Source organism: Rathayibacter sp. PhB179, assembly GCF_004345345.1.
Taxonomy (GTDB): Bacteria; Actinomycetota; Actinomycetes; order Actinomycetales; family Microbacteriaceae; genus Rathayibacter; species Rathayibacter festucae.
In genome coordinates, this window is sequence record NZ_SLVD01000005.1 from 64,825 (window position 1) to 78,652 (window position 13,828).

A 13,828-nucleotide genomic window follows, 5' to 3' on the forward strand; every position below is an offset into this window, starting at 1 on the left:
CGTCCCTGCGGCTACTGGACGCCGCGGATGGCCGGGTCGTGGAACGTGCCGCCGAAGGCGCGCTCGCTCGCGCCCACGCGGTCGAGGTAGGGCGTCAGGCCGCCCATCTGGAACGGGTAGCCGGCGCCGAGGATGAGGCAGAGGTCGATGTCCTCCGCGGCGTGCACGACGTCGTCGTCCAGCATCCGCTTCACCTCGTCGGCGAGGCCGGTCTCGACGCGAAGCCGCAGCTCCTCGGCGGTCATCGGGTCGGAGCCGCCCTTGACGATGGCGACGGCGCGCTTGTCCACGCCCTTCACCCGGCCCTTGGCGTCGCGCTCGAAGACGTGGCCGAGCTCCGCCAGGCGGTGCAGGTTGGCGCTGTCGTAGAAGCGGTCCGGGAAGGCGGCGTGGTGGGTGTCGAGCACGTGCGCGCCGACCTTGAGGCCGACGAGCTCGAGCAGCTCGAACGGCGTCATCGGCAGGCCGAACGGCTCGAGCGAGGCCTCGACGACCTCGAAGGGAGTGCCGGTGTCGACGGCGTGCATCGCCTCGCCGAGGACCTTGGCCAGCACGCGGTTGACCACGAAGCCGGGGGTGTCGCGGGTGATGACCGCGTTCTTCTTCAGCTTCGCGGCCGTGACCATCGCCGTCGACAGCGTCTCGTCGTCGGTCTGCGGCGTGTTCACGACCTCGATCAGCGGCATCACGGCCACCGGGTTGAAGAAGTGGAAGCCGACCAGGCGCTCCGGGTGCTGCAGCCGCTCGCCGATCCGCTCGACCGAGAGCGAGGAGGTGTTGGTCGCGAGGACGGCGGTGGGGGAGACGTAGCGCTCGATGTCGGCGAAGACCTCCTGCTTGACGGAGAGCTCCTCGAAGACGGCCTCGATGATCCAGTCGGCGTCGGCGAAGTCGGCGCGGTCGGTGGTGCCGGTGACGAGACCGCGGAGGCGGTTCGCGTCGTCCGGCGAGAGGCGGCCCTTGGCGAGCAGGGTGTCGATCTCGCCGACGATGCTCGCGACGCCGCGGTCCACCCGCTCCTGGTCGAGGTCGGTGATGACGACCGGCACCTGGAGGCGGCGGACGAAGAGCAGCGCGAACTGCGTGGCCATGAGACCCGCGCCGATGACGCCGACCTTGGTGACCGGCTTGGCGAGGCTCTTGTCCGGCGCGCCGGCGGGGCGCTTGGCCCGCTTCTGCACCAGGTCGAAGGCGTAGATGCTCGCGCGGAACTGATCCCCGGAGACGAGGTCGGCCAGCGCCTCGTCCTCGGCGGCGAAGCCCTCCTCGCGGGTGCTGCTCTTGGCGGCCTTCAGCAGGTCGAGCGCGCGGTAGGGCGACGCGGCGACGGTGCCGATCTTCGACTCGAGCTGCTTGCGGGCGATCGCGATCGCGGCGTCCCACTTGACCAGGCGCTCGATCTTCCCGGGCACGTTCGGCCGCTTCACCTCGACGGTCCCGCCGAGGACGCCGTCGGCCCAGACCAGCGAGTTCTCGAGGAAGCTCGCGGAGGGGAAGATCGCGTCGGCGATGCCGAGGTCGAAGACGTCCTGGCCCTTGAGGGTCCGGTTGTTCTTCAGCGGGTTCTCGACGATCACCTTGAGCGCGTTCTCGATGCCGATCAGGTTCGGCAGCAGCCAGGCGCCGCCCCAGCCGGGGATGATGCCGAGGAAGACCTCGGGCAGCCCGAGCGCGGGGATCGAGGCGTCGACGGTGCGGTAGTCGGCGTTCAGCGCGATCTCGGTGCCGCCGCCGAGCGCGAGCCCGTTGATGAAGACGAACGAGGGGACGCCGAGCTCGGACAGCAGGCCGAGGGTCGTGTGCCCGAGGCGCGCCAGCTGGCGGCCGATCTCGTGGCTCGGGATGCTGCCGACCTTGCTGAGGTCGGCGCCGGCGGCGAGGATGAACGGCTTGCCGGTCACGCCGACCGCCTGGATCTCACCGGCCTTCGCGCGCGCCTGCTGGGCGAGCAGCACGTCGGCCAGCTCGAACAGCCCGGCGGGGCCGAAGGTGCTCGGCCGGGTGTGGTCGCGGTCGTTGTCGAGCGTGATCAGCGCCAGGACGCGGCCGCTGGGGAGCGGGACGTCGCGGACGTAGGAGTGGGTGACGACCTCGCCCTCGGCGAGTTCGACCAGGTCCTCGAATCCTTCGAGCATGGGTCAGCGTCCCTTCCGTCGTGCGCGCTTGCCGTCGAAGTGCGGGTTCTCCCAGATGACCGAGCCGCCCTGGCCGAGACCGACGCACATCGCGGTCAGGCCGTAGCGGACCTCGGGGTGCGCCTCGAACTGGCGGGCGAGCTGGATCATCAGCCGGACGCCCGAGGAGGCGAGCGGGTGGCCGATCGCGATCGCGCCGCCGTACTCGTTGACCCGCGGATCGTCGTCGTCGATGCCGAAGTGGTCGAGGAAGGAGAGCACCTGCACGGCGAACGCCTCGTTGAGCTCGAAGAGGCCGATGTCCTCGATGCCGAGCCCGGCCTTCTTCAGCGCCTTCTCGGTCGAGGGGACCGGGCCGATGCCCATGATCTCGGGCTCGACGCCGGCGAAGGCGAAGCTGACCAGGCGCATCTTCTCGGGCAGGCCCAGCTCCTTCGCGGCGTCGGCGCTGGCCAGCAGCGAGACGGCGGCGCCGTCGTTGAGACCGGAGGAGTTGCCGGCGGTCACGCGACCGTGGGGGCGGAACGGGGTGCGCAGATTCGCCAGCCCCTCGAGCGTGGTCTCGGGGCGGGGCGCCTCGTCGGCGGTGGCGAGGCCCCAGCCGGCGGCGCTGCGGGTGGCGACCGGGACGAGATCGGGCTGGATGTCGCCGTTGCGGTAGGCCTCGGCCAGCTTCTGCTGGCTGCGCAGGGCGTAGTGGTCGGAGCGGCTCTTGGTGAGCTGCGGGAAGCGGTCGTGGATCTTCTCCGCGGTCTTGCCCATGTTGAGGGCCTCCTCGCCGACCAGGCGCTCCGAGAGGAAGCGCGGGTTGGGGTCGGCGTTGAAGCCCATCGGGTGGCGGCCCATGTGCTCGACGCCGCCGGCGATCACGACGTCGTAGGCGCCGAAGGCGATGCCGCCGGCGGTCGTGGTGACCGAGGTCATCGCTCCCGCGCACATCCGGTCGATCGCGTAGCCGGGGACCGAGCGCGGCAGGCCCGCGAGGAGCGCGGCGGTGCGGCCGAGGGTCAGGCCCTGGTCGCCCTGCTGGGTGGTCGCGGCGATGGCGACCTCGTCCACGCGCTCCTTGGGCAGGGCGGTGTTGCGCTCCAGCAGACCGATCATGGCCTTGACGACGAGGTCGTCGGCCCGGGTCTGCCAGTACATGCCCTTCTCACCGGCTCGCCCGAACGGAGTACGGACTCCGTCGACGAACACGACTTCGGATCTCTCGGCCACAGTGCCTCCTGAAAACGGGACGCCCTCTCGGAAACCGGACGTCCTTCCGATCGTAGGAAGGCGGCCACGGGCGCCGGAATCCTTTGCTTCTTCCTACGAAGCGGGTTCCGTGCCCTCGACGGGTGCTTGCCCGGCTTCCACAAACGCGGTGGCGAGCGAGCCGGCGGTCGCGTCGATCTGCCAGGAGCGGGCACCGGCGCGCTCCAGCTCGGCGGCGACGGAGTCCCGGTCGAGCGGCTCCGGCGGGTTCCAGGCGAGGCGGCGGACCAGCTCGGGCGTGAGCAGGTTCTCGACCGGGAGCGAGAGCAGCTCGGCGATCTCGCCGACGACGGCGCGGGCGGCCTTCAGCCTGGCATCGGCGACCGGGTTGCGGTCGCCCCAGGCGCGCGGCGGCGGCAGGGTGTCGGCGGCGGGACGGACGGGGCCGGGCAGGTCCTCGGTGCTCTGACCGCGCTCGATCGCGGCCCACCAGCGCTCGACCTCGCCGCGGCTGGCGCGGCCGGTGAAGTCGCGGCGGCCGGAGAGCTGGCCGAGGCTCGTGGGGACGTTGCGCGACACGGCGATGATCGAGGAGTCGGGGATCAGCCGGCCGGGCGCGATGTCGCGCTCGCGAGCGAAGGCGTCGCGGGTCAGCCAGAGCTCGCGGGCGATGGCGAGGGCGCGGGGCCCGCGCAGGGCGTGCATGCCGGAGAGGCGGCGCCACGGCTCGGCCGGGACCGGCTTGGGCTGCCGTGCCAGGGTCGCCTCGAACTCCTCGCGGGCGATCCGGGTCTTGCGGGCCTCGACGAGCATCTCGGCCATCCGGTCGCGCAGGTCGGGCAGCAGCTCGACGTCCTTCGCGGCGTAGACCAGCCAGCTCTGGGGGAGGGGGCGGGTCGACCAGTCGGCGGCCGAGTGCTCCTTGGCGAGGTGGATGCCGAGCAGGTCCTCGACGACCGCGCCGAGACCGACCTTGGGCAGGCCGAGCAGGCGGGCGGCGAGCTCGGTGTCGAAGATGCGCACCGGGTCGAGGCCGACCTCGCGCAGGCAGGCGAGGTCCTGGCTGGCGGCGTGCAGGATCCACTCCTCTTCGCCGATCGCCGCCTGGAGGGCGTCCATCCGGCCGATCGCGGGCGGGTCGAAGAGGAACGCTCCGGCGCCGCGGCGGTAGACCTGGATCAGGTACGCGCGCTGCGAGTAGGTGAAGCCGGAGGCGCGCTCGGCGTCGACGGCGACGGGACCCTCGCCGGCGGCGAGGGCGTCGACCGCGGCGAGGAACTCGTCGGGGGTGGAGAGGACACGGTAATCAGTCACGGTTGTTCCGTCGGAAGGCGAGCGAGGTCACGCCGTCGCCCGATACGGGCGGGAGGCCCGCGAGCATGCACAACAGCTCCCCCCAGCCTTCCACGTGGGGAGCGAGCTGCGCATCCTCGGGGCTCCAGGAGGCCCGGATCTCGATCTGCGCGCCGTCGCCCTGGGCGGCGAGCTCGCCGAATCCGGTGGAGAGGACCTTGGTCGCGGTGCCGGAGGCGGCGGTGTAGAAGGCGCCGCGGACCTCGAGCGCGTCCATCAGCCAGGACCAGGCGACCTCGGCGAGGAAGGGATCGGTGCCGATCTCGATCTCGAGCGGGGCCTGGGCGAAGCAGACGACGCGGAACGGGCCGCCCCACTGCTCCGGCTCCTCGGGGTCGTAGAGCAGGATGAAGCGCCCGGTGCCCAGCTCGGAGTCGCGGCCGTGGGCGCGCGGCGAGACGTCGCCGGAGAGGGCGACGGCGTAGGGCGCGAGTCCGGCCGGCGAGGCGATCTCGGAGACGGTGAGCTCGGAGCGGGTCGTCGCCCGGCGCAGGGAGTCGACCGCGGCGCGGAACTCCTCCGGGAGCTGGGACGGCGCTGGGAATTCGGGCACGCTCGCAGACTAGAGTTCCCGCATGCTCGAAGCCCGCAGGCACGCCGCGGAGAGCGCGCACACCGGTGTCGTCCTCGCCGCGGTCCTCGCGGCCCCCGCCCTCGCCGCTCTGACGGCCCTCGGCGGCGCCGCGCTCGGGACGGCCTTCCTCCGCGGAGTGGTCACTCCGCCCTCCCGGCGCGCGCAGGACGTGCGGGTCCTCGCCGTGCGGCCGGACGTGCACGAGATCGAGCTGTCGGCGTCGGTCGACACCGCGGTCCGCGGCGGCTTCAGCCTCTGGTTCGACCACGGGCGCGGGCACGCGCGGATCGGGCGGCTGCTCGCGACCGGGCGCGGCCGGGTCGTGCGGGAGCTCGGGCAGGTCGACCGCGGGACGCTGCGGCCCGGCGCCCGCGGGCGGCTGAACGGCTGGCTGCTGCTCTCGCCGCGCGAGACCGGGCTGCCGTTCACGGCGGAGGAGGTGCCGACGCAGTTCGGGGCGGCTCCGGCCTGGCTCTTCCCGGCCGAGGAGGACGGCGGCGTCTGGGCGATCCACGTGCACGGCCGCGCGACGACCCGCGAGGAGACGCTGCGCGGGATCGCGGCGTTCCACCGGGCGGGGGTCACCTCGCTGGTCGTCTCGTACCGTAACGACGGCGACGCTCCGGAGAGCCCGGACCGGCGCTACGCGCTGGGGGAGACGGAGTGGCGCGACGTCGACGCCGCGATCCGGTTCGCCGAGCGGCGCGGCGCGCGCCGGGTCGTGCTCGTCGGCTGGTCGATGGGCGGTGCGATCGTGCTGCAGACCGCGCTGCGCTCGAGCCGCCGCGAGCTGATCGCCGGGCTGGTGCTCGACTCGCCGGTGATCGACTGGCGGGTGACCCTGCGGAAGCAGGCGCGGCTGAACCGGATCCCGGCGCCGATCGCGGCGCTCGCGCTCACGGCGATGCAGCGGCCGTGGTCGGCCGCGCTGACCGGGCAGAGCAGTCACATCCCGCTGGCGGCGATGGATCTGGTCGAGCGGGCCGCCGAGCTGACCGTGCCGGTCCTCCTGCTGCACAGCGTCGACGACGACTTCGTGCCGAGCGGCCCGTCCGAGGCCCTCGCGGCGGCGCGCCCCGATCTGGTGGACCTCGTGCGCTTCCACGGGGCGGGGCACACCCGGCTCTGGAACGACGACCCGGAGCTCTGGGAGTCGTCGGTCGAGCGCTGGCTGGCGGAGCGGGCGCTCAGCCGGTCCGGGTCCAGCGCGCGTAGGTGAAGCCGGCGTCGTCCGCGGCGAGCGACGTCAGGGCGTAGGCGTCGTCGATCCGCCGGCCGGTCGACGCGACGGGGAGGCCCGGCAGCACGACGCGAGGCGCGGTCGTCAGGCAGAGCTCGTCGACGCGGCCGGAGGCGAGGAACTGGCCCGACAGCGAGGCGCCGCCCTCGCAGACGACCCGCTCGAGGCCGAGGGCGTGCAGGGCCGCGAGGATCGCGTCGACGCTCATCCGCCCGCCGGTCGCGGGCACCGGGACCACCTCGACGCCGCGGGGGAGATCGGCCGGCGTCGCTCGCCCCTCCGGCAGCAGCAGGAGCACGCGGGCGCCCTCCTGCACTTCGAGGCGGTGGCCGGCCAGGTCTCCGGAGGAGGAGACGATGGCGAGCGGCGCGCGCTGGGGCACGCGGTAGCCCTCCGCGCGGACGCTCGCGGCGCCGACGAGGACGACGTCGGCCTGAGCGCGGATGACCCCGAGGATCGTGCGGTCGACGCGGTTGGTCAGCGTCTCGCTGGTGCCGTCGGAGCCGATGCTGGAGCCGTTGACGCTCGCGATCATGTTGAGCCGCACGCGGACGGCGGCGCCGGGGAGGTAGGCCGCCTCGATCGCCGCTCGCGCGCCGTCCTCGCCGAGGCGGATCGGCTCGCCGGCGGGGACGAGCGGCTGCAGGATCACGGTGCCGGGCTCTCGCGCCGGGCTCAGGCGGCCAGGTGGGCGCGGATCTGGCGCTTGGTGCGGCCGAGCAGCGCGCTCATCCCGCGCAGCCGCAGCGGCGAGACCGCCTCGGACAGGCCGATGGTCTGCGGGAAGTCGTCGGGAACCGCGAGCACCTGCTCGGGCGTCAGGCCGTCCAGGCCCTGGGCGAGGATCGAGGCGAAGCCGCGGGTGGTCGGCGCCTCGCGCGGCGCGGTCGCGTGCAGGTGGATCACGTCGCCGTCGAACTCGACGACGATGAAGACCGGCGACTGGCACTCCTCGACCCGCTCGAACAGGTCGGGGTGATCGCGGTAGCGCTCGGGCAGCTCGGGGAGGTCGTTGGAGAACTCGAGGAGGAGCTGGAGGCGCTCGGGCTTCTCGAGGGCGAGGAACTCCTCGCGGATCTCGCGGAGCGCGGGGCCGAGCAGGTCGGTGGCGGGGGTGTCGGTGGTCATCGCTTCCATTCTTCCCTACGCGGGGACGACGGGGCAGGACGCCGAGGGCCCCGGCACAGGTGTGCACGGGGCCCTCGGGTCACGGTCGGAGCCGGTCGATCAGCGGGGCGCGGGGGCCTCGCCGGGCTCGGCGCCCTGGACGATCGGGACACGGACGGCGCTGCCCCACTCGGTCCAGGAGCCGTCGTAGTTCTTGACGCCCTCGAAGCCGAGGAGGTGGGTGAGCACGAACCAGGTGTGCGAGGAGCGCTCGCCGATCCGGCAGTAGGCGATGACGGTGTCGCCGTCGGCGAGGCCGGCGCCGTCGCGGTAGATGCCGTTCAGCTCGTCGAGGGAGCGGAAGGTGCCGTCCTCCGCCGCGGCCTTGCCCCACGGCACGTTCTGCGCGCTGGGGATGTGGCCGGCGCGCAGGGCGCCCTCCTCCGGGTAGGCCGGCGCGGTGGTGCGGGCGCCGGAGAACTCCTCGGGGGAGCGGACGTCGATCAGCGGGTTGCCGAAGTGGGCGAGCACGTCCTCCTTGAAGGCGCGGATGTCCTCGTCGCGGCGCTCGACCGCCGGGTACTCGGCCGCGGCCGGGCTCGAGGCGTCGGTCGTGGTCGGCCGGCCGTCGGCGATCCACTTGTCGCGGCCGCCGTCGAGCAGGCGGACGTCCTCGTGGCCGAAGAGGGTGAAGACCCAGAGGGCGTAGGCGGCCCACCAGTTGTTCTTGTCGCCGTAGATGACGACCGTGCTGTCGCGGGCGATGCCCTTGGCGCCGACGAGCGCGGCGAAGGCGGCGCCGTCGATGTAGTCGCGCTGCACCGGGTCGTTGAGGTCGGTGTGCCAGTCGATCTTGACCGAGCCGGGGATGTGGCCGGTCTCGTAGAGCAGGACGTCCTCGTCGGACTCCACGACCACGAGGCCGGGGGTGCCGAGGCGCTGCTCGAGCCACTCGCCGCTGACGAGCCGTTCGGGGTGCGCGTAGGCGGCGAACTTCGGCGACGGGTCGAGTTCAACGGGCAAGGGGGACCTCCAGGATGGTGCGCGGGGCGCAGACGTGGTTCTCGGATGGGCGGCGGTGCGGGCGGGCTACGCTGGAGACCGCCCTCAGCGACAGTACGCGCCCTCGTGCGCGGGTGCACGGACGGCCCCGTAAGAGTTCGACACAGTGCCGCCGGCGTCCGCCGACGTGCGGCTCGACACAGTACTGCGACCCTGGATGCGAGACCGCGTGACCCCCGACGACGTCCGTTCGACGAGCAGCCTGACCGCGCGCTCGCCGCAGATCAGCGGCCACGAGATCGCCTCGACCCTGGTGCCGCCGCGGCAGTTCGAGGGCGCGACCTTCGAGAGCTACCGGCCGGACCCGGAGTACCCCTCGCAGGCGGAGGCCGTCGAGGCGCTGCGGGCGTTCGCGGCCGGCGGCGGATCCAAGGGCGGCGGCGGGTTCCTCGGCTTCGGCCGGAGGAAGGCGCCCGCGGTGAAGCCCGGCGTCTACCTCGACGGCGGCTTCGGCGTCGGCAAGACCCACCTGCTCGCGGCGATCTGGCACGCGGTGCCCGGCCGCACCTACTTCGGCACCTTCATCGAGTACACCGCCCTGGTCGGCGCCCTCGGCTACGCGGCGACCGTGTCCCTCCTCAAGGGATCGGCGCTGCTCTGCATCGACGAGTTCGAGCTGGACGACCCGGGCGACACGATGCTGATGACCCGGCTGCTGGGCGAGCTGGTCGCCTCCGGCACCCGCATCGCGGCGACCTCGAACACCCCGCCGAACGCGCTGGGCGAGGGGCGCTTCGCCGCCGCGGACTTCCTCCGCGAGATCCACGCGATGGCGGAGCACTTCCAGACGATGCGGATCGACGGCACCGACTACCGCCGCCGCGACATCGAGGGCCACGCGGTCACCCGCTCGGACAGCGAGATCGACGAGCTCGTCGCCACGGCCCCCTCCGGCGCCGTCGTCACCGACGACTCCTTCCGCGCCGCGGTCGACCACCTCGGCTCGGTGCACCCCTCGCGCTACATCAAGGTGATCGACGGGGTCGACGCCATCGTGCTCCGCGACGTCGCCACCCTCACCGACCAGACGGACGCGCTCCGCCTCGTCGCCTTCATCGATCGCGTCTACGACGCGCAGATCCCGGTGCTGGCCTCCGGCGTCGCGCTGGACGAGGTCTTCGGCGGCGACATGCTCAGCGGCGGCTACCGCAAGAAGTACCTCCGCTCGATGTCGCGCCTGATCGCGCTGACCTCGATGCGGCCGTTCGCCTGACGACGGGCTGACGCGACGCGTCGGTCCTCCGCGGCATCTCCGCGGCTCGTGCGCGGGGGATCCGCGGCGCGCTGTAACGCACTGTTCACACGGGAGCCGTGCTCGTAACATCCGCGAAACCTCGTGCCGCACGGGTCGTAACGTCGCGCGGCCAGACTGTCGGCTACCCGAGGTGACCCGACACCCCGCGTCCTCCGAGACGCCGTGTCTTCGGGGTCGTGCAGCGACTGCCGGCCCTCATCGGGCTCTGCACTGCCCTCACTCACGACTCCTGCACGACTCTGCTTACTCACGAGAGGTTCAACAATGGATCAAGGCAATACCGCGTTCCTGCTCCTGGCGGCGGCGCTGGTCCTGCTCATGACCCCCGGGCTCGCCTTCTTCTACGGCGGTCTGGTCCGAGCGAAGAGCGTCATCAGCATGATGATGCTGAGCTTCGGCGCGATGGGCCTGATCGGCGTGCTGTGGGTGCTCTACGGCTACGCGATCACCTTCTCCAACGCCGGCGTGGGCGACTTCGTCGGCATCGACGGCGTCCTCGGCATCGACCTCAGCCAGCTCGGCCTCGCCGGTGCCTACGCCGAGGCCCGCGGTGACATCGAGTCCGCATACCCGACGCTCGCCTTCGCGGCCTTCCAGGCCACCTTCGCGATCATCACCGTCGCGCTCATCTCCGGTGCGATCGCCGATCGCGCCAAGTTCGGCGCGTGGATGGTCTTCGCCGGCGTCTGGGCGACCATCGTCTACTTCCCGGTCGCCTCGTGGGTGTTCAACTTCGCCCTCGACCCCGAGACCGGCGCCACCTCGGACGGCGGCTGGATCGCCTACAACGTCGGTGCGATCGACTTCGCCGGCGGCACCGCGGTGCACATCAACGCCGGTGCGGCGGCCCTCGCCCTCGCCCTGGTCCTCGGCAAGCGCGTCAACTTCACCAAGGGTGCGCACCAGCCGCACAACCCGCCGTTCGTGCTCCTCGGCGCCGGCCTCCTCTGGTTCGGCTGGTTCGGCTTCAACGCCGGCTCCGAGCTCGCCGCCGACGGCATCGCCGCGATCGCCTTCCTCAACACCATCGCCGCTCCGGCCGCCGCCATCATCGGCTGGCTGATCATCGAGAAGATCAAGGACGGCAAGCCCACCTCGATCGGCGCCGCCTCCGGTGCCGTCGCGGGCCTCGTCGCGATCACCCCGGCCTGCGCCGTGCTCTCGCCCTTCTGGGCGATCGTGCTCGGCCTGATCACCGGTGCCGTCTGCGCCCTGGCGATCGACCTCAAGTACAAGCTCGGCTACGACGACTCGCTCGACGTGGTCGGCGTGCACCTCGTCGGCGGTCTGATCGGAACGCTCTACATCGGCTTCTTCGGCACCGATGTCGGCCTCTTCCTCACCGGCGACGCCAGCCAGCTCGGCAAGCAGGCCCTCGCGGCCTTCACCGTCCTGATCTACTCCTTCGTCCTCACCTACGCGATCGGCTGGGTCATCCAGAAGACGATCGGCTTCCGCGTGAAGAACGAGGACGAGATCGCCGGCATCGACACCGCCATCCACGGCGAGGCGGGCTACGTCCTCGCGGACTAGTCCTCCCGCTGCCTCGTCGCGCTCGCCGCGACACCCCGGTGGAGCCGGCTCTTCGGAGCCGGCTCCTTCCGTTTCCGGGCTAGGGTTTTCAGGTGCCCTCCTCACGCTCCGTCGTGTCCCTGCTCCTCCGACTGCTCGGCCGCGCGAGCGCCCCGCGCGCCGACGCCGGTGCCCCCGCGCAGCGGCCGTACCTGAGCACCACGGCGCCCACGCCGGGCGCGAACGGCATCGGCAGGACCTCCGAGGTCGACCCGACCCGGCTGCGCCGCGTCCACCTCGGCTACGCGCCGACGCCGGACGGCGATCCCGACCCGGGCGAGGTCGTCTGGACCTGGGTGCCCTACGAGGAGGACGACGGCCGCGGCAAGGACCGCCCCGTCCTCGTCCTCGCGGTCGAGAAGGCCGGCACGGCGCTGGCGATCCGGCTGAGCTCGAAGAAGCACGACGGCTACCTCGCGGTCGGCGCGGGGCCCTGGGATCCGGAGGGGCGGCCGAGCTTCGCGGATCCGGAGCGGGTCTTCCGCGTGCACCCCGCGGGGATGCGGCGCGAGGGCGCGGCGCTCGAGCGTGCGCGGTTCGACGCGGTCGCGCGGGTCGTCTCGGCACGCTACGGCTGGCGCTGAGCCGGCGCCGACCTCCGGCGGCCCCGCCTAAGCGGTCGGGGCGATGCGCACGAGCTCCGGGTACTTGGCCGTGCGGCCGTCTCCGGAGGACGTGCCGGTGAGCCGGCGGCGCAGCCACGGCGCGACGTGGGTGCGGTAGTACTGCGCGGAGCCTCCGCTCGCTGCGGTCGGCCGCTCGGGCGCCTCCTGGGCAGCGGGCGGGACAGGGAGGCCGAGCGAGCCGAGCACGCGGGCGCTGACGCGGTGGTGACCGCGCGGGCCGAGGTGCAGGCGGTCCTCGGACCAGAGCGACGGGTCGGCGAAGGCCGGGTCGGTCCAGTTGTCGGCGACGACGATGTCCTGACGCTGCTGCGTGCGGCGCAGGACGGCCGAGGTGAGGGCGTCGCCGCGGCGCTTGATCAGGCGGCCGAGCGGGAGCCGCGCGGACGGGTCCGGGGCGGAGAGGGCGATCAGAACGACGCCCTCGGCGTCGCAGCGGGCGAGGACCTCGAGGTAGCGGTCCGCGATGCGCTCGATGTCGGCGCGTGGTCGGAGCATGTCGTTGCCGCCGCCGTTGAAGGAGAGGTGGGTCGGCCGCAGGGCGAGCGCGGGCTCGAGCTGCTCGTCGACGATCGGGTCGATGAGGCGGCCGCGAATGGCGAGGTTGGCGTACTCGATCGGCTCGCCGAGCGCATCCGCCCAGCTCTGCGCGGTGAGGTCGGCCCAGCCGCGGGCGGTGCCGTCGGGGAGCTCGTCGCCGACGCCCTCCGAGAAGGAGTCGCCGATCGAGACGAAGCGGACGGCGGTCATCGGCGCGGCGATCGGGGCGGGGTTCCGGTGCGGGGCATCGTCGCACTGTAGCCCGGGAAAGCGTGTACCGTCGGCCGCATGGATCAGGACTCGCCGACCTCCGTCGAACTGCCGGACGGGGTCGGGCGCCTCGTGCTCACCGATCCGGACACGCCGCCGAAGGACTCGCCGCGGCCGTATCTGCATCCGCTGCGGACGCCCGCCGGGCGCGTCGTCAGCGATCTGCGGCCCGCCGACCACGACTGGCATCTCGGGCTGTCGCTCGCGGTGTCGAACGTCACGATCGGGGACGCCGAGCTCGACACGAACCTGTGGGGCGGGCCGACCTGGCTGACGGGGACCGGCTACCGGCAGGTGGACAACAACGGGTCGCAGCGGCCGGAGGGCGCGGACCCGGGGGATCTCGCGCTGGGGTGGTTCGATGCGCGCGGGTGGCGCTTCCTCGACGAGCGGCGGCGGCTGAGCGTGCGGCGGCTCGGGGACGTGACGGTGCTGCGGGTCGAGAGCCGCTGGCGCGCGCTCGGGGAGCGGCTGGTCTTCGGGTCGCCGACCACGGCGGGGCGGCCGGACGCGGGCTACGGCGGGCTGTTCCTGCGGCTGGACCCGTCGTTCGAGGGAAGCACGGTGAGCGGGCCGGACGGGGCCGTCGCGGAGCCGATGGGGGTCGTGTCGCGCTGGCTCGCGGTGGCGGACGGGAGCGCGACGGTCGCGCTGCGGGCGGACGAGGGCAGTCCCGTCGATCCGTCGACGTGGTTCGTGCGGACGAGCGGGACGCCGATGCTGTGCGCGGCGCCGTTCTTCGGCGAGACGTGGACGTTGGACGCGGGGGCGGAGGCGAGCTGGAGCTGGCAGCTGCTGCTCGCGGATCGGGTGCTGGGTGCGGAGGAGATCGAGGCGATCTGGGGGCGGCGCGGCTGAGTGCTGGCGGGGCGGGTCTCGATACGCCGCTGCGCGGCTACT

At 72.8% G+C, this 13,828-nt stretch carries 13 protein-coding genes; 5 read left to right on the top strand and 8 right to left on the bottom strand.

Annotated features, from left to right (window positions below):
* Positions 1 to 11: 11 nt before the first annotated feature.
* The 4 genes from EDF43_RS11705 to EDF43_RS11720 all read right to left on the bottom strand — a co-directional run bounded on the left by EDF43_RS11705 (position 12) and on the right by EDF43_RS11720 (position 5,238).
* Entirely contained in the window at positions 12 to 2,135 is a 2,124-nt protein-coding gene (locus tag EDF43_RS11705) for a 3-hydroxyacyl-CoA dehydrogenase NAD-binding domain-containing protein (protein ID WP_132437059.1), read from the bottom strand.
* Positions 2,136 to 2,138: 3 nt separating this feature from the next.
* Entirely contained in the window at positions 2,139 to 3,353 is a 1,215-nt protein-coding gene (locus tag EDF43_RS11710) for a thiolase family protein (RefSeq protein ID WP_123445863.1), read from the bottom strand.
* 93 nt (positions 3,354 to 3,446) lie between these two features.
* Positions 3,447 to 4,646: a ribonuclease D gene (locus EDF43_RS11715; RefSeq protein ID WP_132437060.1), complete on the bottom strand. Its 1,200-nt coding sequence runs from the start codon at positions 4,644 to 4,646 to the stop codon at positions 3,447 to 3,449.
* Entirely contained in the window at positions 4,639 to 5,238 is a 600-nt protein-coding gene (locus EDF43_RS11720) for a DUF3000 domain-containing protein (RefSeq protein WP_123445865.1), read from the bottom strand. The genes EDF43_RS11715 and EDF43_RS11720 overlap by 8 nt, the downstream gene beginning before the upstream one ends.
* 22 nt (positions 5,239 to 5,260) lie before the next feature.
* Here EDF43_RS11720 and EDF43_RS11725 point away from each other — a divergent pair, with 22 nt between their 5' ends.
* On the top strand, positions 5,261 to 6,478 hold the full coding sequence (locus EDF43_RS11725) for an alpha/beta fold hydrolase (RefSeq protein ID WP_132437061.1): 1,218 nt from the start codon (positions 5,261 to 5,263) through the stop codon (positions 6,476 to 6,478).
* Here the strand turns inward: EDF43_RS11725 and EDF43_RS11730 are convergent.
* The 3 genes from EDF43_RS11730 to EDF43_RS11740 all read right to left on the bottom strand — a co-directional run bounded on the left by EDF43_RS11730 (position 6,447) and on the right by EDF43_RS11740 (position 8,629).
* Positions 6,447 to 7,151, bottom strand: coding sequence for a dihydrofolate reductase family protein (locus EDF43_RS11730; RefSeq protein ID WP_132437062.1), 705 nt, complete (start codon positions 7,149 to 7,151; stop codon positions 6,447 to 6,449). The two genes, EDF43_RS11725 and EDF43_RS11730, sit on opposite strands and share 32 nt — an antisense overlap.
* Positions 7,152 to 7,174: 23 nt before the next feature.
* Positions 7,175 to 7,627, bottom strand: a complete 453-nt coding sequence (locus EDF43_RS11735) for a SufE family protein (RefSeq protein ID WP_123732307.1) — start codon at positions 7,625 to 7,627, stop codon at positions 7,175 to 7,177.
* Between the two features lie 99 nt (positions 7,628 to 7,726).
* Complete coding sequence (locus EDF43_RS11740) at positions 7,727 to 8,629, bottom strand: sulfurtransferase (protein ID WP_132437063.1); 903 nt, start codon at positions 8,627 to 8,629, stop codon at positions 7,727 to 7,729.
* Between the two features lie 208 nt (positions 8,630 to 8,837).
* On the opposite strand from EDF43_RS11740, the gene zapE reads away from it, so the two are divergent.
* From zapE to EDF43_RS11755, 3 genes are all read left to right on the top strand, one after another.
* Positions 8,838 to 9,881, top strand: coding sequence for a cell division protein ZapE (zapE, locus tag EDF43_RS11745; RefSeq protein WP_243582020.1), 1,044 nt, complete (start codon positions 8,838 to 8,840; stop codon positions 9,879 to 9,881).
* 306 nt (positions 9,882 to 10,187) lie between these two features.
* Positions 10,188 to 11,456, top strand: coding sequence for an ammonium transporter (locus EDF43_RS11750; RefSeq protein WP_123445871.1), 1,269 nt, complete (start codon positions 10,188 to 10,190; stop codon positions 11,454 to 11,456).
* 92 nt (positions 11,457 to 11,548) lie between these two features.
* A complete protein-coding gene (locus tag EDF43_RS11755; protein ID WP_243582019.1) occupies positions 11,549 to 12,079 on the top strand; it encodes a type II toxin-antitoxin system PemK/MazF family toxin in 531 nt (176 codons plus the stop codon).
* A 27-nt stretch (positions 12,080 to 12,106) separates the two neighbouring features.
* On the opposite strand, the gene EDF43_RS11760 is transcribed toward EDF43_RS11755, so the two are convergent.
* On the bottom strand, positions 12,107 to 12,868 hold the full coding sequence (locus tag EDF43_RS11760; protein ID WP_132437065.1) for an SGNH/GDSL hydrolase family protein: 762 nt from the start codon (positions 12,866 to 12,868) through the stop codon (positions 12,107 to 12,109).
* Between the two features lie 78 nt (positions 12,869 to 12,946).
* On the opposite strand from EDF43_RS11760, the gene EDF43_RS11765 reads away from it, so the two are divergent.
* Positions 12,947 to 13,786 (top strand): DUF6807 family protein, encoded by an 840-nt coding sequence (locus EDF43_RS11765; protein ID WP_132437066.1) that lies wholly within the window; start codon positions 12,947 to 12,949, stop codon positions 13,784 to 13,786.
* Positions 13,787 to 13,828 lie beyond the last annotated feature (42 nt).